Source organism: Paraburkholderia sp. D1E (assembly GCF_052682275.1).
In genome coordinates, this window is record NZ_JBQYMB010000001.1 from 5,141,746 (window position 1) to 5,161,618 (window position 19,873).

19 protein-coding genes and 1 riboswitch are annotated in these 19,873 nt (G+C 62.5%); of the genes, 6 read left to right on the forward strand and 13 right to left on the reverse strand.

Annotated elements, in window-relative coordinates:
• Positions 1–21: 21 nt before the first annotated feature.
• The 6 genes from ACUN0E_RS23070 to ACUN0E_RS23095 all read right to left on the reverse strand — a co-directional run bounded on the left by ACUN0E_RS23070 (position 22) and on the right by ACUN0E_RS23095 (position 6,082).
• On the reverse strand, positions 22–915 hold the full coding sequence (locus tag ACUN0E_RS23070; protein WP_408392575.1) for an HlyC/CorC family transporter: 894 nt from the start codon (positions 913–915) through the stop codon (positions 22–24).
• Positions 916–1,126: 211 nt separating this feature from the next.
• Entirely contained in the window at positions 1,127–1,858 is a 732-nt protein-coding gene (locus ACUN0E_RS23075; protein ID WP_445568048.1) for a gamma-glutamylcyclotransferase, read from the reverse strand.
• 27 nt (positions 1,859–1,885) lie between these two features.
• Positions 1,886–2,347, reverse strand: coding sequence for an rRNA maturation RNase YbeY (gene ybeY / locus ACUN0E_RS23080; RefSeq protein WP_408231479.1), 462 nt, complete (start codon positions 2,345–2,347; stop codon positions 1,886–1,888).
• A gap of 84 nt (positions 2,348–2,431) precedes the next feature.
• The gene (locus ACUN0E_RS23085; protein WP_445568049.1) at positions 2,432–3,505 is read right to left on the reverse strand and encodes a PhoH family protein; all 1,074 of its coding nucleotides are present in this window, start codon (positions 3,503–3,505) and stop codon (positions 2,432–2,434) included.
• Positions 3,506–3,551: 46 nt separating this feature from the next.
• Positions 3,552–4,925 carry a tRNA (N6-isopentenyl adenosine(37)-C2)-methylthiotransferase MiaB gene (gene miaB, locus ACUN0E_RS23090; RefSeq protein ID WP_445568050.1) on the reverse strand — a complete coding sequence of 458 codons (1,374 nt, stop codon included), beginning with the start codon at positions 4,923–4,925 and terminating at the stop codon, positions 3,552–3,554.
• A 215-nt stretch (positions 4,926–5,140) separates the two neighbouring features.
• Complete coding sequence (locus ACUN0E_RS23095; protein ID WP_445568051.1) at positions 5,141–6,082, reverse strand: LysR family transcriptional regulator; 942 nt, start codon at positions 6,080–6,082, stop codon at positions 5,141–5,143.
• Positions 6,083–6,198: 116 nt separating this feature from the next.
• On the opposite strand from ACUN0E_RS23095, the gene ACUN0E_RS23100 reads away from it, so the two are divergent.
• The 4 genes from ACUN0E_RS23100 to ribB all read left to right on the forward strand — a co-directional run bounded on the left by ACUN0E_RS23100 (position 6,199) and on the right by ribB (position 9,983).
• A complete protein-coding gene (locus ACUN0E_RS23100; RefSeq protein ID WP_445568052.1) occupies positions 6,199–6,612 on the forward strand; it encodes a VOC family protein in 414 nt (137 codons plus the stop codon).
• A gap of 16 nt (positions 6,613–6,628) precedes the next feature.
• Complete coding sequence (locus ACUN0E_RS23105) at positions 6,629–7,795, forward strand: MFS transporter (RefSeq protein WP_408231494.1); 1,167 nt, start codon at positions 6,629–6,631, stop codon at positions 7,793–7,795.
• 232 nt (positions 7,796–8,027) lie between these two features.
• A complete protein-coding gene (locus ACUN0E_RS23110; RefSeq protein ID WP_408231497.1) occupies positions 8,028–8,717 on the forward strand; it encodes a helix-turn-helix domain-containing protein in 690 nt (229 codons plus the stop codon).
• A 122-nt stretch (positions 8,718–8,839) separates the two neighbouring features.
• Positions 8,840–9,117, forward strand: a riboswitch (FMN riboswitch).
• A gap of 146 nt (positions 9,118–9,263) precedes the next feature.
• On the forward strand, positions 9,264–9,983 hold the full coding sequence (gene ribB / locus ACUN0E_RS23115) for a 3,4-dihydroxy-2-butanone-4-phosphate synthase (RefSeq protein ID WP_408231500.1): 720 nt from the start codon (positions 9,264–9,266) through the stop codon (positions 9,981–9,983).
• 217 nt (positions 9,984–10,200) lie between these two features.
• On the opposite strand, the gene ACUN0E_RS23120 is transcribed toward ribB, so the two are convergent.
• The 4 genes from ACUN0E_RS23120 to glpD form a co-directional block, all read right to left on the reverse strand.
• On the reverse strand, positions 10,201–10,887 hold the full coding sequence (locus ACUN0E_RS23120) for an HAD family hydrolase (protein WP_408231503.1): 687 nt from the start codon (positions 10,885–10,887) through the stop codon (positions 10,201–10,203).
• Between the two features lie 199 nt (positions 10,888–11,086).
• Positions 11,087–11,800, reverse strand: coding sequence for an MIP/aquaporin family protein (locus ACUN0E_RS23125; protein WP_408231506.1), 714 nt, complete (start codon positions 11,798–11,800; stop codon positions 11,087–11,089).
• Positions 11,801–11,892: 92 nt separating this feature from the next.
• Positions 11,893–13,392, reverse strand: coding sequence for a glycerol kinase GlpK (gene glpK, locus ACUN0E_RS23130; RefSeq protein WP_408231509.1), 1,500 nt, complete (start codon positions 13,390–13,392; stop codon positions 11,893–11,895).
• A 225-nt stretch (positions 13,393–13,617) separates the two neighbouring features.
• Positions 13,618–15,147 carry a glycerol-3-phosphate dehydrogenase gene (gene glpD, locus ACUN0E_RS23135; RefSeq protein WP_445568053.1) on the reverse strand — a complete coding sequence of 510 codons (1,530 nt, stop codon included), beginning with the start codon at positions 15,145–15,147 and terminating at the stop codon, positions 13,618–13,620.
• Between the two features lie 201 nt (positions 15,148–15,348).
• On the opposite strand from glpD, the gene ACUN0E_RS23140 reads away from it, so the two are divergent.
• Positions 15,349–15,723, forward strand: a complete 375-nt coding sequence (locus tag ACUN0E_RS23140) for a hypothetical protein (RefSeq protein ID WP_408231515.1) — start codon at positions 15,349–15,351, stop codon at positions 15,721–15,723.
• A gap of 75 nt (positions 15,724–15,798) precedes the next feature.
• Here the strand turns inward: ACUN0E_RS23140 and ACUN0E_RS23145 are convergent, their stop codons facing one another.
• The 3 genes from ACUN0E_RS23145 to ACUN0E_RS23155 all read right to left on the reverse strand — a co-directional run bounded on the left by ACUN0E_RS23145 (position 15,799) and on the right by ACUN0E_RS23155 (position 17,904).
• Positions 15,799–16,425: a TetR/AcrR family transcriptional regulator gene (locus ACUN0E_RS23145; protein ID WP_445568054.1), complete on the reverse strand. Its 627-nt coding sequence runs from the start codon at positions 16,423–16,425 to the stop codon at positions 15,799–15,801.
• 193 nt (positions 16,426–16,618) lie between these two features.
• A complete protein-coding gene (locus ACUN0E_RS23150) occupies positions 16,619–16,816 on the reverse strand; it encodes a hypothetical protein (RefSeq protein ID WP_408231521.1) in 198 nt (65 codons plus the stop codon).
• A 308-nt stretch (positions 16,817–17,124) separates the two neighbouring features.
• Entirely contained in the window at positions 17,125–17,904 is a 780-nt protein-coding gene (locus ACUN0E_RS23155) for a DeoR/GlpR family DNA-binding transcription regulator (RefSeq protein ID WP_445568055.1), read from the reverse strand.
• Between the two features lie 330 nt (positions 17,905–18,234).
• Between ACUN0E_RS23155 and ggt the strand changes: the two genes are divergently transcribed.
• Positions 18,235–19,872, forward strand: a complete 1,638-nt coding sequence (gene ggt, locus ACUN0E_RS23160; protein WP_445568056.1) for a gamma-glutamyltransferase — start codon at positions 18,235–18,237, stop codon at positions 19,870–19,872.
• The last annotated feature ends 1 nt before the right edge of the window (position 19,873 follow it).

The following is a 19,873-nucleotide window of genomic DNA, read 5'->3' on the forward strand; positions in this document are numbered from 1 at the left end:
GAAGCGAAGAAAAGAAGCGGATCAGGTCTGCACGTGCTGTGCTTCGCGCTCGCGCTGGCCGGCGAGCGGGTCGCGGCGCACCAGCAGCATGTGAATCTGGCGGGCGTCGCCGCGCAGAATCTCGAAGATCAGATCGTCGAGGCGGACTTTTTCGCCGCGATGCGGCACCCGCCCGAAATGATGCGTGACGAGACCGCCGATCGTATCGACTTCGTCGTCCGAATAGTGCGTGCCGAAGGCTTCGTTGAACTGCTCGATTTCGGTGAGCGCGCGCACGCGGAAGCGCCCGTCCGGCGAGGCGATGATGTTGCCGCTTTCCTCGTCGAAGTCGTACTCGTCTTCAATATCGCCGACGATCTGTTCCAGCACGTCTTCGATCGTGATCAGGCCGGCCACGCCGCCGTATTCGTCGACCACCACCGCGAGGTGATTGCGATTCACGCGGAAGTCGTGCAGCAGCACGTTCAGACGCTTCGACTCCGGAATGAAGACGGCCGGGCGCAGCATGCCGCGCACGTCGAATTCGTCTTCAGCGTAGTAGCGCAGCAGGTCTTTCGCGAGCAGCACGCCGATGATGTTGTCGCGATTGCCTTCGAAGACCGGATAGCGCGAGTGCGCTTTTTCCAGCACGTAGGGGATGAATTCGGCGGGATTGTCCGCGATGTTGATCGCGTCCATTTGCGCGCGCGGCACCATGATGTCGCGCGCGCTGAGTTCGGACACCTGGAATACGCCCTCGATCATCGACAGCGAGTCGGCGTCGATCAGGTTGCGCTCGTGCGCGTCCTGCAGGATTTCCAGGAGTTCTGCGCGCGAGTCGGGCTCGGGCGAGATGAAGTCGGTCAAACGCTCGAGGAGTGAGCGTTTCTCTTGCGGTTTGTCGATTTGGCGTCGACTGGGATACGTGTCGTTCATGGTAGTGCGCCCGGCGAGACTGGGCGCGCTGTTGCAGAGCATTAAGGATACACCAGGCACATGGCAGGACCGTGTCCCGCCTGGCTGGGCGATGAGTGAAGCTGTAATGAAACCGCCCGGCCGCGTGCAGTGGGCATGGGTCAATCCTAACTGATTACGCGGGGAAAAGCGTTTTCGAGCAAAAAAGCGCCTTACGGCCGCCGTGCGGCGCTCATTTGCTGGTCTCGGACTGCGCTTGCTGGTGCGGGCCTGACGAGTCAGCTTCGCGACCCGCTGCTTCACGGTTTTCCTCGCGACAACGCTCGAGCAGCGCTTCGAGCGCGCGGTCGGGCATGCCGCTTTCGCGCAACGCATGGACGGTGCGGCTGACGTAATCGAGCGTCGTGCCGTAGCGCCCGCACGCGCAGCCAAACACGGTTTTGACCACCTCGTCACGTAGCTTGCCGGTGTAGGTCGGCACGTCGCGGCGCATCACGAACGCGAGCGCGTCGACGCGCCGGCCGTCGGCGAGCACGCAGGGCAGCCACGCCGGGCGGTACGAACCCATCGGCATTTCGCGGCGCCACAACGCTTCCAGATGCGGCATCGCACCCTCGGCGGCGAGGCGGAAGGCGATGCCGGAGCACGAGCCGCCGCGATCCAGTGCAAGTACGAGGCCTGGCTGTTCCGGGGTGCCGCGATTCACGCGCGACCACAGATATAGGCCGCGGTGGTAGCCATGCACTTTCGAACGGGCCGCTTCGACGGTGGGCAGACCGGGATTCCAGATTAGCGAACCATAGCCGAACAGCCACAGATCGCTCTTGCGGTCCCAGTCGCGCAATGTGCATTCCAGCGACGCGCGCAACTCCTCGTCCGTCAGCAGCCGAGATTCACCGAGCGCGGGCGGATAGTCCGGGCAAGGCGTGCTTTGGGTATCGGCTTCAGGGGACGAAGTGCTCACGGTGGTTTCTGACGATGACGGCAAAGACTATTGATAAGGATCCGGGAAACCGAGCTTGCCGAGGATTTCGGTTTCGATCGCTTCCATCTCCTCGGCTTCTTCCTCGACCTCATGGTCGTAGCCTTGCGCATGGAGGGCGCCGTGCACCAGCAGATGCGCGTAGTGCGCGAGGAGCGGCTTGCCCTGCTCGGCGGCTTCCTTTTCCACCACTGGACAGCACAGGATCAGGTCGCCCGTCACCGGATCGTCTTCCGATTCGGCGTATGCAAACGTCAGCACGTTGGTCGAATAATCCTTGCCGCGATAGGTGCGGTTCAGCGTACGGCCTTCTTCGGCGTCGACGAAACGCACGGTCAGCTCACCGTCTGCGAAGAGCGCCGCCTTGATCCAGCCGGCCACGGTGGCGCGCGGCAGCAGCGCCTTGTGTTCCGGCCAGGCTTTGGCGGCCGGGAATTGCAGATTCAACGTCAGTTTCGGTGCGCGGCTCATGCGGTGTCGATTTGTTGCTTGGGTTGCTGCGGCATATCCAGTGGAATTCAACGCAAATATTAATGACGCAAATCGCGCCGCGAATTAGCGGGAATCCGCGGGATTGGCGGTCTTCTGCGAATGCGCATCGTACGCCTCCACAATTCGCGCGACCAGCGGATGCCGCACCACGTCCGCGCTGGTAAAGCGCGTGAGCGCAATGCCGCGCACGTCCGCGAGGACCTGCTGTGCTTCGATCAGCCCGCTCTTCGCGCCGCGCGGCAAGTCGACCTGGGTCGTGTCACCGGTAACCACCGCTTTTGAGCCGAAGCCGATCCGGGTGAGGAACATTTTCATCTGTTCGGGCGTGGTGTTCTGCGCCTCGTCGAGGATGATGAACGCGTGATTCAGCGTGCGGCCGCGCATGTACGCGAGCGGTGCGATTTCGATCATCTGCCGCTCGAACATCTTGGCGGTCTTGTCGAAGCCGAGCAGGTCGTACAGCGCGTCATACAAAGGACGCAGATACGGATCCACCTTCTGTGCCAGATCGCCCGGCAAAAAGCCGAGGCGTTCGCCCGCTTCGACGGCCGGACGCGTCAGCACGATGCGTTTGACCTGATCGCGCTCCAGCGCGTCCACCGCGCAAGCCACGGCAAGATACGTCTTGCCCGTCCCCGCCGGACCGACGCCGAAGGTCACGTCATGCGCAATGATCTGCTTCAGATACTCGCGTTGCGCCGGCGTGCGGCCGCGCAGATCGGCGCGCCGCGTGTACAGCTTCGGGCCGAGTTCTTCGAGGTCTTCGTCGCCGTTGTCGGCTGGCTGGTCGAACGGATGATCCGGATTGCCCGGAAAGCGCGAGTCGCCGGTTTCGCCGCCATGACCGTTGCCGTTCGTGCGATGCCGTGCCGGCTGACGCACTTCGACGAGCGCGAGCTGGATGTCGTCGACCGACAGCGGCGCCTGCGACTTGTTGTAGAACTTTTCGAGCGCGGTGAGCGCGAGTTTCGCGCCGCGCCCGCGAATCGTGATGCGGTGGCCACGGCGTTGCAGCGTCACGTCGAGCGCCTGCTCGATCTGCCGCAGATTCTCGTCGAGCGGTCCGCAGAGGTTGGCGAGCCGCGCGTTGTCGTCGCGCGGTGCGGTGAATTCCAGATGCTGCTGAGTGGTCTTCAAGGCGGTGGATCGATCCTGTCGGGTTCGTGACGCTGGCTGGCGTCGCTCAGTGGGCGGTTGCGGGCGTCTCGTCGTGCACCAGCACGAGTTCGCCACGTAACGAATGTGGGTACGCGTGGACGATTTTCACGTCCACCATCTGACCGATCAGCCGCGCGTGCGATGCGATCGGCGCCGGGAAATTCACCACGCGGTTGTTCTCCGTGCGGCCCGCGAGTTCGTTCGGGTCCTTGCGCGCCGGGCGCTCGACCAGAATCCGCTCGACCTTGCCGACCATCGAATCGCTGATGCGCTGCACGTTTTCTTCGATCGTAGCCTGCAGATGGTACAGACGCTTGAGCTTCACTTCATGCGGCGTATCGTCGTGCAGATTCGCGGCGGGCGTGCCGGGACGCGGGCTGTAGATGAACGAGAAGCTGGTGTCGTACTTCATCTCGTGGATCAACGTCATCATCTTGTCGAAGTCTTCTTCCGTCTCGCCTGGGAAGCCGACGATCATGTCGGTCGACAAAGACAGGTCCGGGCGGATCGCGCGCAGCTTGCGGATCACCGACTTGTATTCGAGCACCGTGTAGCCACGTTTCATCGCCATCAGGATGCGGTCGGAGCCGTGCTGCACCGGCAGGTGCAGGTGGCTGACGAGTTTTGGCACCTTGGCGTAGGTGTCGATCAGGCGCTGCGTGAATTCCTTCGGATGCGACGTGGTGTAGCGGATGCGCTCGATGCCCGGAATATCCGCGACGTATTCGATCAATTGAGCGAAGTCGGCGATTTCGCTCGAGCCAAGCGTGATGCCGGCACGGTACGCATTCACATTCTGGCCGAGCAGCGTGACTTCGCGCACGCCCTGGTCGGCGAGGCCGGCGATTTCGGTCAGCACGTCGTCCAGCGGACGCGACACTTCTTCGCCACGCGTGTACGGCACGACGCAGTAGCTGCAGTATTTGCTGCAACCTTCCATGATCGACACGAACGCGCTCGCGCCATCGACGCGCGCGGGCGGCAGGTGATCGAACTTTTCGATTTCCGGGAACGAGATGTCGACTTGCGCACGGCCGGTTTCGCGGCGCTTGTCGATCATTTGCGGCAGACGGTGCAGCGTTTGCGGCCCGAACACCAGATCGACATACGGTGCGCGAGCGACGATGGACGCGCCTTCCTGGCTTGCCACGCAACCCCCCACGCCGATGATCAGATTCGGGTTCGCTTCTTTCAACTCGCGCACACGGCCGAGTTCGGAGAAGACTTTCTCCTGCGCTTTTTCGCGCACCGAGCAGGTATTGAAGAGAATGACGTCCGCGTCTTCCGGCGTGTCGGTCTTGACGAGTCCTTCAGCCGCGCCGAGTACGTCGACCATTTTGTCGGAGTCGTACTCGTTCATCTGGCAGCCGTAGGTCTTTACATAAACTTTCTTGGTCATCGATTTTCGCCGGTCGCAGTGGTTAACCTGGGGGCGTCGTTTAAAAGGTGAAGAGGGTGAAAACGTGCGGAGGGGCCGTGGTGCGGCGTTTGGGCCTTGTTTTAGTCCCTGTTTGTGTCCCGCTTAGGTCCATGGGATCCACGTTCAATGCACGTTTGCAGCGTGGCTCAATATTATAGCCCTTCATCGGATGCGGTTTCTGCCGCGGCGATTGCTCAAGGACGCGCCGGCGGCAAGCCCAGTAGGCCTTCCAGTTCGTCCGACACCTGCGCAAAGCGCTCGCTCAGAAAATCCAGCAGCACGCGCACGCGCGGCGCCATGAAGCGGTTGCGATGGTAGAGCGCGTGCAGCGGCGCATCCGGATAGCGCCATTCGGGCAGCAGGATTTTCAGGCAGTCGCCGCGCAGGTCCGCTTCCACGTCCCACATCGACTTGATGACGATCCCGTAGCCGCGCCGCGCCCATTCGCGGGCCACGGCGCCGTCATTCGTCTCGCGAGCGGTGTCGAGCGGCACGGTGTAGTGCTGCACCTCGTCGCCGCGCGTAAAGCGCCACTCGTTGACCGGACCCGACGCGGTGCCGAGCACGATGCAATCGAAATTCGCCAGATCGTGCGGGTCTTTCGGCTCACCTTTGCGTGCGATGTAGTCCGGCGACGCACACAGCACACGCCGGTTTGGCGCGAGTTTGCGGGCGACCAGCGAGCTGTCCTGCGGCACACCGAAGCGGATCGCGAGATCGATGTCTTCCTGCACCAGATTCGCCAGTGAGTCCGACAGTGTCAGTGAGAACGTCACTTCCGGGTAAAGCGCGTTGAACTCGTCGAGCCAGTGCATCAGCAGATTGCGGCCGAAGTCAGAGGTCGCCGAGATCCGCACCTTGCCGCGCACTACGCCCTGGCCGGCTTGCAGCGCAGCTTCGGCGTCGTCGAGCGATCGCAGCGCCTGGCGGCAGCAGTTCAGGTAGAGGCGGCCCTCATCCGTGAGCCTGAGCTGGCGGGTCGTGCGCTCGAACAGACGCGCTTTCAGGCCGGATTCGAGTTTGGCCAGCCGCGCGCTGGCGGCGGCCGGCGTCAGGCCCATCTTGCGGCCCGCCGCCGAGAGACTGCCTTGCTGCGCGGCTTCGACGAACAGGCGGATGTCACCGAGGTTATCCATCGCGATCTTTCAAAAGAATTTGAAAATGCTTCAAATGCTACGCCAATTATCAAATTGACGTATTCCGCTCACAATGCACTCCTCGTAAACCCTTTGTGCTCCGCGGAGCCTCCGCCATGCAACTCGATCACGCAACGATCGTTACCGCCGACCTCGATACCGCCCGACGTTTCTTCGTCGACGTCGTCGGGCTGACGCAGGGCGCGCGTCCGCCGTTTTCGATTGACGGCTACTGGTTGTACGCAAATGGCCGCCCGGTGATTCATCTGATCGACGCGACAGTGCCCGCCATAGCGGGCAGGGCGGCGCCACGCATCGACCATATCGCCTTCCGGCTGGAGAGCGCCGACGAGTGGCAGGCGCTATTGCAGCGCCTGCAGGCGGCGGACATGCCGTATCAGCTCGCCGAAGTGCCGCAAATGGGGCCGCAGCAAGCCGAATTGCAGCTGTTCGTCGGGCTCGCGCCCGGCGTGGTCATCGAATTCGTGACGGCGCTGCGCCACGCTCACCGCAAACACGCTCAACTTTAGAACCTGGAGTAGAAAAATGCCCATTCCATTACTGGCGCTAGCGATCAGCGCCTTCGCGATCGGTACGACCGAGTTCGTGATCATGGGCTTGCTGCCCGAGGTCGCGCGCGATCTGTCCGTGTCGATTCCGTCGGCCGGTTTGCTGGTGAGCGGTTACGCGCTCGGCGTGGCAGTCGGCGCGCCGCTGCTCGCGGTGGTCACCAGCAAGATGCCGCGCAAGCTCGCGTTGCAGTTGCTGATGGGCGTGTTCATCGTCGGCAATACGCTGTGCGCGATCGCGTCCAGCTATTCGGTGCTGATGATCGCGCGCGTGGTGACGTCGTTCGCACATGGGTCCTTCTTTGGCATCGGCGCGGTGGTGGCGGCTTCGCTCGTGCCGGCTGAAAAGCGGGCGAGCGCGATTGCGCTGATGTTCACCGGCTTGACGCTGGCGAATGTGCTCGGCGTGCCGTTCGGCACGTTCGTCGGTCAGGAATTCGGCTGGCGTGCGGCGTTCTGGATTGTCAGCGCGCTCGGCGTGCTGTCGCTGGCGGGCGTGTCGCTGCTGGTGCCGAATCGCCATGATTCCGGCCCGGTCGGCTTGGGCCATGAAGTGCGCGTGCTGAAGGATCCGCAAGTCTGGACCGCGCTCGCGATGACGGTGCTCGGCTTTGGCGGGGTGTTCGTCGTGTTCACTTATATTGCGCCGATTCTCGAGCAGGTCAGCGGCTTCTCGCCGCGTGGCGTGACGTTGATTCTGGTGCTGTTCGGCGTGGGCCTCACGATCGGCAATACCGTGGGCGGCAAGCTCGCGGACCGTGCGCTGATGCCTTCGCTGATGGGGATTCTGGTGGCGCTTGCAGTGGTGATGGCGATCTTCGCGCGCACCAGTCATTCGCAGGTCGCTGCGGCGATTACCATTTTCGTGTGGGGCATTGCTGCGTTCGCGACCGTGCCGCCGTTGCAGATGCGCGTGGTCGAGAAGGCCGCTGCGGCGCCGAATCTGGCTTCCACGCTGAATATCGGCGCGTTCAATGTGGGGAATGCGGGTGGCGCGTGGCTCGGCGGTCTGGTGATCAATCATGGCCATTCGCTCGATACGTTGCCGTGGGTCGCGGCGGCGGTCAGCGTGGCGGCGTTGCTGCTCACGTGGTTCGCGGCGCGGATGGATGCGCCGGCATCGGTTGTCGCGCAGCGCGCATGAGCGTGCCTGGGCGTGCGTGAGGCGCACCTGATGCCCCCAGTGCGTGGGTGCGCTCGAGCGCATCCGGGTCCGGACACGTCCATATGAGAAATTCGCACAAGCTTTGCGAGAATCGTCCTCCGCAATGCTGATAACAGTGTGAAGATAACTTCGTTGGGCGCGGCAAGGCGCGATGCTATCTTGCTTCCACTAACCGCTTGCCCGCCGTCCGGCGGCGCTACTGGAGGCAATCATGCATTCCCCGCTTGCGCTGGTTCGCGATCCCACGGCTGACACCGATGCGTCGCCGCGTGCCGCCGAACCCTTTGATGCTCTTGAATATCTGGTCGGCGTGAATCTCGCCCGTTTGCGCGCCGAGCGCCAACTTTCGCTTGACGCCCTGGCCCGCGCCTCCGGCGTCTCACGAGCGATGCTCGCGCAGATCGAGTCGGCGCGCAGCGTGCCGTCCATCAAGGTGCTGTGCAAGGTTGCAGCGGCGTTGAAGGTATCGGTGGCGGCGTTCTTGCGGCGTCATGCGACTAACGGCTTCGAGCATTTGCCGGCGGAGCGTTCGTCGCGGCTCGTCAGTTCGAATGGGCGCTACTCGGCCCGGCCGCTCTATCCCGACGCCGAGCCGACTGCCGCCGAGTTTCACGAGTTGCGTATCGCGCCGTTGCATACCGAGGCCGGCACGCGCCGCGCGCCGGGCACCACGGTGAATCTGGTGGTGAGCGAAGGCACGCTGGAAGTCAGCGTGCACGATCAACGCCAGTTATTGGCCACGGGCGACGCGATCGTGTTCGACGCCGACCAGCCGCACAGCCTGCGCAATCCTGGTGACACCGAAGCGCGTGCGTTTCGTGTGACGCTGAAGGCGGAAACGCCGCCGCGTTGGGATGTGCCTGCGCCGCACGATTTGACACGGCAGGCCGCGCCGGTCTGATACGTCAGGATTTTGATGACGGATCCGCTGCGAAGCAGAGATGTCCGTCTAATCAGTAGGGGTTGCGCTGCAGGTCTCGCGCGACTGTTGTATGCTTTGCCAGCCGGTCGATCCGGCAATCAGTGCGTCTTCAGGGCGGGGCGAAATTCCCCACCGGCGGTATGCCGGCAGCGCGAAAGCGTGAGCCGGTGAGCCCGCGAGCGCCCGCGTCGTCAATGTATTTGGCACTGTGCAACTAGGTTGCATGGGACCAGAGTAAGAGCTTTGCATGGGATCAGAGTAAGCGCTAAAGCGCTAACGCTGATCGACAGCTAAAGCGCTAACTCCGGTCGACACGGGGTCAGCAGATCTGGTGAGAAGCCAGAGCCGACGGTTAGAGTCCGGATGGAAGAAGATGTGCAGATAGTCATGTTCGTTTCCGTGGCGCCGCCCGAGGTTGGAGCGGTGCGCGAACGCCGCTTTGCGCGGTGTTCAACGGCGCGTCTTTGCCTGTTTGCAATGCCCTGAAACGTTTTTCGCCCAACTTTTGCGATGAGCGTTTCAACTATGTCCTTTGCTACTTTTCCTGCTCCGTCGGTGATTGCGGATAGCGCAATTCTCGATCTCCCCCTGCTCGCCACCGAGCCCGTTCCGCCGCGTATCGCGGCCGCCTTGCAAGCCATGCGCGATGGCCGCGCTGTCGTCCTGCAAGACGATCACGACCGCGAGAACGAAGCCGATCTGATCGTCTCCGCCGAGCGCCTTTCCGTTGAAACCATGGCCTTGTTGATCCGCGAATGCAGCGGCATCGTCTGCCTGTGCCTGCCCGACGACAAAATCCGCGCGCTTGAACTGCCGCCGATGGCCGTCAACAACGAAAGCCGTCACGGCACCGCGTTCACGGTCTCGATCGAAGCCCGCGATGGTGTGACGACCGGCGTGTCCGCACTCGATCGCGTGACGACGATTCGCGCGGCAATCAGCGATACGGCGAAGCCTGCCGATATCGTGCGCCCGGGTCACGTGTTCCCGTTGCGCGCGCAGCCCGGCGGTGTACTCGCGCGTCGCGGCCACACCGAAGGCACGGTCGATCTGGCAATTCTCGCGGGTCTGAAACCGGCCGGTGTGCTGTGCGAACTGATGAACGCGGACGGCACGATGACGCGCGGCGCGGACGTGGAGCGCTTCGCCGCACAACACAATCTGCCGATGCTGACGATCGCCGAGCTGGTTGAATTCCGCCAGGCGCTGGCGACGGCGCGCGAATGCGTTGCCGACGAGGCTTGATGCGTTAAGCGGTGCCGCGTGCAGCGATCTGTTGGCGGTGGAGCGCGGGCGTTCTTTCGCGCTATACGACGGCAGCGATGCCCGCCAGAGCGAACTTCACGCATTCTCGCGCGTTTGAAAAAAGCCAGCTTCGATGAACTGCACCCCGAATCATTGGACGGATGTCCAGCCTTGCGGGGTTAGTTCACGATAGCCGGCTTTCTTATTGCTGCGCCCGTTAAGACTGCACGTCGCCGAATTCGCCTCGCACACCGGCTTCAACCAGTGCGGGCAGCTCATCCATATGCTTCATGATGCGTGTCATGCCCATTTTGCGCAGCGCATCCGCGTAACCATCTGGGATATGGCTCGCGCCGACGAAGGCAATCGTCTTCATGCCTGCCGCACGCGCCGCATTCAAACCCGCCACACTATCTTCCACGACGACGCATCGCGCCGGGTCCACGCCTAGCGTATTCGCAGCGAACAGATACACATCCGGATAAGGCTTTGGCCGCGCCACCTGTTCGGCGCTAAAAATCCGCTCGCCGAAAATTTGTTGCAGGCCTGCGCGTCGCACCGACGCATTCACGCGCGCCATCCGGCTGTTCGACACGACCGCGGCCGGCAGCGTCACGCGTTGCAAGGCCTCGCGCACGCCGTTGATCGGGCTGAGCGATGCGGCGAGCGCAAGCTCGACATTGTGTTCGATCGTATTGAAGAAATCGGCGGGTAGCGTGATATCGAACGACTTCTCGATGCCTTCGAGAAAGCGCGAGGTCTGCTGGCCGAACGCCGTTTTGACGACCGGTTCGAAATCGAGGCCGGGGAAGGAGGCGGACAGCGTTTCGAGCAACACGCGGTCAGCGATGATTTCGCTGTCGACGAGCACGCCGTCGCAGTCACAGATGAGGTGGTCGATCATGCTTTAACACGGAAAGCGAGAAGCACGCGAGCAGGACAACTGCAAGCTCATGCGCGGAGATTGAAAGCATCATGATACGTGCTTTGGCGCCGCGTGCGCGGCGCCATCGCTTTCCGCCGGCGCTTATTTGCGCCGTTGAACGTGCTTTGAGTGGGGCTTTGGTGGCCCCTTTGGTGCGCGCTCTATGCGCGCCACCAGATCAGTGCGCGTGCAGGTACAGATACAGACCCGCCGCCACCGCGCCGCCCAGCAACGGACCGCACACCGGAATCCACGAATATCGCCAGTCGCTGTCGCGCTTGCCCGGAATCGGCAGCAGCGCGTGCATCAGGCGCGGGGACAGGTCGCGCGCCGGGCTCATCGCGTAACCGGTCGGGCCACCGAGTGAAATACCGATGCCGAGCACGAGCAGGCCGACCGGCAGCGCGTCGAGCGCACCCAGGCCGACTTGCGGCGAAGCCAGATACAGCACGCCGAGAATCAGCACGAAAGTCGCGATCATTTCGGTGAGCAGGTTATGCGGCACGCTGCGAATCGCGGGCGACGTGCAGAACACGCCGAGCTTCACGTCGGCATCGCCTTCTTTGTTGAAGTGTTGACGATACGCGACCCACACGAGCAGGGCGCCCGCCATGCCGCCGAGCATCTGCGCCGCGATGTAACCGGGCACTTTGGCCCACGCGAATTTTCCTGCCAGTGCGAGGCTGATCGTCACCACAGGATTCAGGTGCGCGCCGCTGTACGATGCCGTGACGTAGACGGCGATGAACACGGCCATCGCCCAGCCCATCACGATCACGATCAGGTCCGCGCCTTTGCCTTTGGTGCGCGCGAGCAGCACGTTGGCGACCGCGCCGTCGCCGAGCAGCACCAGAATCGCTGTGCCGATGAATTCCGCAATGTAAGGAGACATCGTTGGTTATCCGAAATATGGTTGTTAGGGAAGCCGCGGAATAAGCGGTTTCGTTATGTCGAAAGGTGTCTTATGGCGCTGATGGAAAACAATCAGGGCGTGTCGGCCCAGGCCTTCGCGGCGCGGATCGCGCGCTTCCAGCCGTCGAGGCACTCCTTGACGTCGGCGTGCGGCAGGGCAGGCGTGAAACGGCGATCGAGCGCCCACTGGCTTTGCAGTTCGTCCACGTCTTTCCAGTAGCCGACCGCGAGACCGGCCAGATACGCCGCGCCCAATGCGGTCGTCTCCGATACTTTCGGGCGCACCGCGTCGACGCCGAGAATGTCTGCCTGGAATTGCATCAGCAGATTGTTCGCGCAAGCGCCGCCGTCCACGCGCAATTCGCCGATGCGAATGCCGGAGTCGGCCTCCATGGCTTTCAGCACGTCGAGCGATTGATAGGCGATCGAGTCGAGCGCGGCGCGGGCGATATGCGCCGAGCTCGTGCCGCGGGTCACGCCGAACAGCGTGCCGCGAGCACGGGCATTCCAGTGTGGCGCACCGAGCCCTGCAAACGCGGGCACGAGATACACGCCATCGCTGTGCGATACGCTGCGCGCAAGCGTTTCGATTTCCGTGGCGTTCTTGATGATGCCGAGGCCGTCGCGCAGCCATTGGACCACCGCGCCGCCGATGAAAATACTGCCTTCGAGCGCGTAGTTGATCTGGTCGCCGATCTGCCACGCGATGGTGGTGACGAGATTGTTCTTCGATTCGATCGGCTTGTCGCCAGTGTTCATCACGAGGAAGCAGCCAGTGCCGTAGGTGTTCTTCACCATGCCCGACTGCGTGCACATCTGGCCGAACAGGGCCGCGTGCTGGTCGCCGGCAATGCCCGCGAGCGGAATCTTGGAGGCGAACACGGTGGTCTTGGTCGGTCCGTACACTTCCGATGACGCACGCACTTCCGGCAGCATGTTGCGCGGAATGTCGAGCGCTTCGAGCAGTTCGTCGTCCCACTTCAGCGTGTGGATATTGAACAGCATGGTGCGCGACGCGTTGGTCACATCGGTGACGTGCAGACCACCCTTGGTGAAGTTCCACACGAGCCAGCTATCCACTGTGCCGAAAGCGAGACGGCCTTGCTTCGCTTTTTCGCGTGCGCCTTCGACGTTGTCGAGAATCCAGCGGATCTTGGTCGCCGAGAAGTACGAGTCGATCGGCAGACCGGTTTTCGCGCGGACTTTTTCTTCGAGACCTTGCTCTTTAAGCTGATCGCAGAAGTCGGCCGTGCGGCGGTCTTGCCAGACGATCGCGTTATAGATCGGGTGGCCGGTTTCGCGGTCCCACACGATGGTGGTCTCACGCTGATTGGTAATGCCGATCGCGGCGATTGAGGTGCCGTTCATGCCGGCGCGCGTGACCGCTTCGGCTGCGACGCCGGCCTGCGTCGACCAGATTTCCTGCGGGTCGTGTTCGACCCAACCCGGACGCGGATAGATTTGCTGGAATTCTTTCTGAGCGGTCGACACGATATTGCCGAGCCGGTCGAACAGCATCGCGCGGGAGCTGGTAGTGCCTTGGTCAAGCGCGAGGATGTACTGATCCTGCATTGTCTCTTCTCCATGCGTTTTATGAATCGCCGGGCTGCTGACCGGCGACGGGAACGGCTTGTTGTTTTAAGCGGGCTGCAACAGTTTGAGCTTGTGCGTCCCGGCTTTGTCAGTAGCCGAGGGGTGAAAATCGATTCGGTTCGTGCGGGTTCATCCACGTAGCCAAGCCGTGTTGCTATCGCCTGACTCAGGGACTCAACTCAGTGACCTGATTAACGGGCTTAACTAGGCGTTCTGTCGGACCGGCTCGCGGGCGAGCCACGTGTCGATGTCGCGTGTGATCGAATCGAGCGTGCCCGGTTCGACGTGCAGGCCGAGTTTCGAGCGGCGCCACAACACGTCCTGCGCGCTGCGTGCCCATTCGGTGTCGCGCAGGTAAGTGAGTTCGGCTTCGTAGAGACCTGGCGCGAAAGCGCGGCCGAGGTCTGCCACCGAACGCGCGTTGCCAATGACGTGCTTCACGCGCGTGCCGTACGCACGGGCGAGGCGGTGAGCCAGGTCGGTGGGCAACCAGGGATTCTGCTGCTTGAAGCCGGCGAGGAAGCGCTCGAAGTTGGCTTGCGGAATATCGCCACCGGGCAAGGGCACACCGGCCGTCCACGAAGGCGTGCCGTTATGCAGCGCGTGCGTGAGTTTGTCGACGGCTTCTTCCGCCAGCTTGCGGAACGTCGTGATCTTGCCGCCGAACACCGACAGAAGCGGCGCCTCGCCTGCGGGCGCGTCGAGTTCTAGCGAGTAATCGCGCGTGACCGCCGACGGGTTGTCCGCGCCTTCTTCCTCGAGCAGCGGACGCACGCCCGAGTAGGTCCAGCGCACGTCTTGCGGCGAGATCTTCTGCTTGAAGTAGCGGTTGATCGAGTCGCACAGGTACTGTATTTCGTCAGCATCGATCGCTACTTTCGACGGGTCGCCGCGATATTCGAGGTCGGTTGTGCCGATCAGCGTGTAATCGTGTTCGTACGGAATCGCAAAGATGATCCGCTTGTCCGGATTCTGGAAGATGTACGCATGATCGTGTTCGAACAGACGGCGCGTGACGATATGGCTGCCTTTCACCAGGCGCACGCTGTGCGTCGCCTCGCGGCCGAGCGCGCCATGCAGCAATTCGCCGACCCACGGGCCCGCCGCATTCGCAATCGAGGCCGCGCGCACGTCGAGGATCGTGCCGTCCGAGCGCTTGAGTTGCGCGCGCCATTCGCCGCCGGCACGCACCGCGCTTAGCAGCTTGGTGCGCGTGAGAATTTTTGCGCCGCGCTCTTGCGCATCCAGCGCGTTCAGCACGACCAGACGCGCGTCGTTCACCCAACCGTCCGAATACACGAAGCCGCGCTTGATCGAATCGACCAGCGGTGCGCCGGCAGGGTGGTTGCGCATCACGATGCCGCGCGAGCCTGGCAGCAGTTCGCGTTTGGCGAGGTGATCGTAAAGGAACAGGCCGGCGCGGATCAGCCAGGCCGGCCGCAGATCGGGCATGTGTGGCATGACGAAGCGCAGCGGCCACATGATGTGCGGCGCCGCGCGCAGCAACGTTTCGCGTTCCTGCAGGGCTTTGCGGACCAGCCCGAACTCGCGGTATTCGAGGTAGCGCAGGCCGCCGTGGATCAGCTTGGTACTGGCCGACGACGTATGCGCCGCCAGATCGTCCTGTTCGCAGAGCAGCACCGACAGGCCGCGGCCCGCCGCATCGCGTGCGATGCCTGCGCCGTTGATCCCACCGCCCACGACGAGCAAATCGTATCTCGAGCCTTGCGTCACCTGCTGTGTCCCCTGCGTCTGTTCCGGAAGCCGTTTGGAAAAACTATCGAACCGATAGTGTTCGTTTTCGAACTTTAATGAACATATTCGAAAAAGTAAAGTTCGGTTTTCTTACGCGTACTTCTAACGACTGGCTAAGGTGGTGGCGTAACGCGCGGCCACGGACGATACTCACGGCAGCAGCCATTTCGAGGTGAATTCATGCGTGGACTTTGGATGATCGGCGCTGCTGCGCTCCTGACGGGATGCGTCAGCTCGCCGAGCTTGAACGGAACGATGGGCGCGCCCTCGTTCGCATCGTTGCAGCAGATGTGCAGTGCCCAGACGGTCGATTACGGCAACGACGCGCAAGGCGTCTACGCGACGCTGTTCGACGCGTACGTGGCGAATCGGCGCGGCAAGTTGTCGAAGGACGATTACTGCGGGTTCCAGGCGTCGCTTGCGCAGCATTACACGAGCCTGGCCGTGAGCGCCGACCCGCAGGTGCGTAATCAATGGGTGACGTTCTTCACCGACCAGCGAGCCAAGGCGTTGAGCTGGCGCGCGGCGGCGGATCCGACCTTGCGGGCGGGCTGAGCTTCGCGCCCGGACTTCGCTTCCCGGTGCCGCACACCGGGTTATTCGCGTTGAGTGAGTTGAAGGGCTGAAGGGCTAGCCGCGCTGCGGCTGGGCCCCGCGCCACAACATCCCGCGAATCTGCGCGAGCACAGCCTCGCGCGTCGGCGCGTGGCTCGCGGCGGCTTGCTGCGCCTGGGGCAACGGCAACTGGTTGGCGAGTGCCAGCATGGTGAAGCCGTGCAGGCTTGCCCAGTAGGCATAGCCGATCAATTGTGGATCGCCTTCCAGAATGCCCGCGGCAACCAGTTGCTCAAAGTGCGCCCCGAGCATGCGCCAGGCACGCTGCGACGCGGCGGTGAGTTCCGGGTACGCGCCTTCCTGCTGATTCAGATCGAACATCAGGCGGTAGGCGTGCGGTTCGTCGAGTGCGAACGACACGTAGGCGTCGCTGATAGCGGAGCGGTCGGTCGCGGACGTTTCCTTGGCCACTGCCTCGAGCCGCGCCGCGAAGCGGTTGAACGCCGCGGTGCGGACCATTGCAAGGATCTCGTCCTTGTCGCGGAAGTAGCGATAGGGCGTCATCGCGCTGCAACCCAGCTCCTTCGCCAGTTCGCGCATTGTCACGCCTTGCGCGCCGCGCGTGGCGAACGCGTTTTCGGCCACGCGCCGCATGGTTTCGCGGAAATGCTGGATGTCGTCGGAGGAGAGCGTTTTTGGCATGCGCGATGGCAGAAGGTCCGTCGCGTCAATTTACTGTGTAAATGAATTGGGCACAACAAAGCGGCCGTTTATGCGGCCGCCTGGCTCGAGACAAAAAATGCGCGGCGGCATGAAAGAGACGAGGATGCGCGCAATGTCACTGCGGCGCAGCCCGTTGTCATGCTACCGGTCGTTGGCTTCAAAACCCAGCGTGCTACGACAAACGCTTGATGGCCCGGAGTGCGTTGTCGCCGATTTCTGTCACGCGCCATTGTTCGTTGCCCGACGCGAGCCGTTCGAGTTGCACAAGCTGGCGTTCCAGCAGGGCGTCGAGTTCTTCTCGCTCCATGTCGACTTGATTGGGAGCGTCCTTGACGAGCAACAACGTGGCGAATTCATGCGGACTCAGCATCGTTCTCTCCATGTCAAGCTAACGCGGACGGCCTTGCCGGCGACTGGCCAGATGCCAGTGAAGTCCGCTAGAGGATCAGGCGGGAGGTACGGCTATCACGACAGGTTCACGCTGCCAGCACTCCGTGCAACGCGGAACGGACGCTGGGGAACTGGAGTGTAGTCAAACGCCCGTTAAACACCAAAGGGGCCCCAGTAAATTTTCCCTTTGACAATTGGAGCCCGCAGAGGCGGTTTGGAGCAGCGGCCAGATCCTTGATTTCACTCGAAGTTTCGCGTGCACTGCAACATGGCCGAAGACGCCTGGAATTACTCGGCGATATACACCTGGCAGTTGGCAGTGGCGAGTATTTCGTTCATCTCGGTGGGCGGCGCGGCGTCGGTGAAAAGCGCGTCGATCTGATCGAGATGACCTTGACGGACGAGCGCCGGGCGGCCGAATTTGGAGTTGTCGGCGGCGAGAAACACCGTGCGCGCATGCTGAATGATCGCCTCGGCCACGCGCACTTCGCGGGTGTCGAAATCGCGCAGCGTGCCATCCGTTTCAATGCTCGAGGTTCCGATGATCGCGAAGTCCACCTTGAATTGCCGGATGAAGTCGATTGCCAGTTCGCCAACAATGCCCTTGTCCCACGGCCGCACGATGCCGCCCGTCACCAGCACTTCGCAATCGGGATAGCCGCTCATCATGCTGGCGACGTTCAGATTGTTCGTGATCACGCGCAGGCTGCGATGCCGGTTGAGCGCGCGGGCGACTTCTTCGGTGGTCGTGCCGAGGTTGATGAAGAGCGACGCCTGGTCGGGAATGTGAGTGGCCACTAGCGTCGCGATGCGCCGTTTCTCGTCATGGAACATCCGCTGACGCGCCGTGTACGAGACGTTCTCGGAGCTGGTCGGCAGGCTGGCGCCACCGTGATAGCGGCGCAGCAGGTTCATGTCGGCGAGCCAGTTGACGTCGCGGCGGATCGTCTGCGGCGTCACGTCGAAGTGGGCCGCGAGGTCGTCCACGGTCACGAAGCCGTCGCGTTGCACCCACTCCAGCAGTTCCTGTTGCCGGGCATTGAGAGTCAGGCGGGGGTCTCGGGTCATGTGTCTCGGGTCGTGGGTTTTTATCGGCGCTGCCCGTTAACGGCACGATAAGCTGAGCCGGAAAGCGGGTGATGCGTGAACGGGGGTGAGCGTATTGTAAGACCATCGCACGTCCTGTCCGCTAACTCGTGCGCCATGGTTCGGATCAAGGACGACCGCGCGGCGACCCATTCAGATCATTTGCGCATTTATTCATTTGATAAATGAATTTGTTTTTTGTGCCGGATCGCGCTGCAATCCAAGGTTCCGCGTTTTACTCCGTTTTTACCCGTTTCCCATGGTTTCCGGCGTTCGAGAGCGCGCCGGCCCGCGCTTTCGAGAGTGTTCGACATGACTGGCTTCAACTGGCAAAACCCCTATCCGACACCGCGTCTGCCTGTATTTGCGCGCAACATCGTTTCGACTTCGCACCCGCTCGCGGCACAAGCCGGTCTACGGATGCTGTGGAAAGGCGGCAATGCCGTCGACGCTGCGATCGCGGCGGCCGCCGCCATTACGGTGGTCGAGCCGGTGTCGTGCGGCCTTGGTGGCGACGCCTTCGCGCTGGTGTGGGACGGCAAGAAACTGCACGGCCTGAACGCTTCAGGCGTGTCGCCGGCGGCCTGGAACGTCGATTACTTCAAGCGTAAATACGGTGAGGAAAACGGTCTTGCCAAACAACCCAAGCGCGGTTGGGATGCGGTGACCGTCCCGGGCGTGATTGCTGGCTGGGAGGCGCTGCACCAGAAATTCGGCTCGCTGCCGTTCGCTGATCTGATGGAACCGGCAATCGAAATCGCCGAGCGTGGTCACGCGGTGGCGAGTATCGTCGCTTACAAATGGGCGGCCGCCGTGCCGGAATTGAAGGACCTGCCGGGCTTCGCGCAAACCTTCATGCCACGCGGCCGCGCGCCGGAAGTCAGCGAGCTGGTGCGCTTTCCCGGTCACGCGAAGACCCTGCGCAAGCTCGCTGAACAAGGCCCGCGTGCGTACTACGAAGGCGAGATCGCCGAACAGATTGCGGCGTTTGCGCGTGAAGGCGGGGGCGCGTTGACTCTCGACGATCTGCGCAACTACAAAGCGGATTGGGTCGAGCCGATCGGCAAGGATTATCGCGGCTACACCGTGCATGAAATTCCGCCGAACGGGCAGGGCATCGCGGCGCTGATCGCGTTGGGCATTCTCGAAAAATTCGATGTGAAGGAACTCGCCGTCGACAACGTCGAGTCGCAGCATTTGCAGATCGAAGCGATGAAGCTGGCGTTCGCCGATGTCTACCGCTACGTCGCCGATCCGCGGTCGATGGAAGTGACGCCCGAGCAGATGCTCGACGATGCCTATCTGACCTCGCGCGCGAAGCTGATCGATCACAAGCGCGCCACGCAATTCGACTTCGGCATGCCGAAGGCCGGCGGCACGATCTACATGTCGGTCGCCGACGAGCGCGGCATGATGGTCAGCTTCATCCAGTCGAACTACATGGGCTTTGGCTCGGGCATCGTGGTGCCGGACAGCGGCATCGCGATGCAGAACCGCGGCTGCGGCTTCTCGATGGATCCGAAGTCGCCGAACGTGGTGGAAGGCGGCAAGCGGCCGTTCCATACCATCATCCCGTCGTTCCTGACGCAGCAGGTGGACGGCAAGCAGGAAGCGGTGATGAGCTTCGGCGTAATGGGCGGCGATATGCAGCCGCAAGGGCACCTGCAATCGATCGTGCGGATGCTCGATTACGGTCAGCAACCGCAGGCCGCCTGCGATGCGCCGCGCTGGAAGGTCAACCGAGACTTCACCATCGACATCGAATCGACGCTCGATCCGAAGACCGCTTCGGCACTGCAGAAGTTGGGCCACACGATCAAGTCGGTCGACGATCCGTACATGGATTTCGGCTCTGGCCAGTACATCTGGAAGCTCGACCGGAACGATCCGGACCGTGGCTATGTGGCGGCGAGCGATAGTCGTCGCGACGGGCTGGCAGCCGGGTTCTGAT

Coding starts and splice junctions, on each gene's coding strand:
- ACUN0E_RS23070 (WP_408392575.1), bottom strand. CDS start 915: ATGAACGACACGTATCCCAGTCGACGCCAAATCGACAAACCGCAAGAG.
- ybeY (WP_408231479.1), bottom strand. CDS start 2,347: ATGAGCCGCGCACCGAAACTGACGTTGAATCTGCAATTCCCGGCCGCC.
- miaB (WP_445568050.1), bottom strand. CDS start 4,925: ATGACCAAGAAAGTTTATGTAAAGACCTACGGCTGCCAGATGAACGAG.
- ACUN0E_RS23095 (WP_445568051.1), bottom strand. CDS start 6,082: ATGGATAACCTCGGTGACATCCGCCTGTTCGTCGAAGCCGCGCAGCAA.
- ACUN0E_RS23100 (WP_445568052.1), top strand. CDS start 6,199: ATGCAACTCGATCACGCAACGATCGTTACCGCCGACCTCGATACCGCC.
- ACUN0E_RS23105 (WP_408231494.1), top strand. CDS start 6,629: ATGCCCATTCCATTACTGGCGCTAGCGATCAGCGCCTTCGCGATCGGT.
- ACUN0E_RS23110 (WP_408231497.1), top strand. CDS start 8,028: ATGCATTCCCCGCTTGCGCTGGTTCGCGATCCCACGGCTGACACCGAT.
- ribB (WP_408231500.1), top strand. CDS start 9,264: ATGTCCTTTGCTACTTTTCCTGCTCCGTCGGTGATTGCGGATAGCGCA.
- ACUN0E_RS23120 (WP_408231503.1), bottom strand. CDS start 10,887: ATGATCGACCACCTCATCTGTGACTGCGACGGCGTGCTCGTCGACAGC.
- ACUN0E_RS23125 (WP_408231506.1), bottom strand. CDS start 11,800: ATGTCTCCTTACATTGCGGAATTCATCGGCACAGCGATTCTGGTGCTG.
- glpK (WP_408231509.1), bottom strand. CDS start 13,392: ATGCAGGATCAGTACATCCTCGCGCTTGACCAAGGCACTACCAGCTCC.
- ACUN0E_RS23140 (WP_408231515.1), top strand. CDS start 15,349: ATGCGTGGACTTTGGATGATCGGCGCTGCTGCGCTCCTGACGGGATGC.
- ACUN0E_RS23145 (WP_445568054.1), bottom strand. CDS start 16,425: ATGCCAAAAACGCTCTCCTCCGACGACATCCAGCATTTCCGCGAAACC.
- ACUN0E_RS23150 (WP_408231521.1), bottom strand. CDS start 16,816: ATGCTGAGTCCGCATGAATTCGCCACGTTGTTGCTCGTCAAGGACGCT.
- ACUN0E_RS23155 (WP_445568055.1), bottom strand. CDS start 17,904: ATGACCCGAGACCCCCGCCTGACTCTCAATGCCCGGCAACAGGAACTG.
- ggt (WP_445568056.1), top strand. CDS start 18,235: ATGACTGGCTTCAACTGGCAAAACCCCTATCCGACACCGCGTCTGCCT.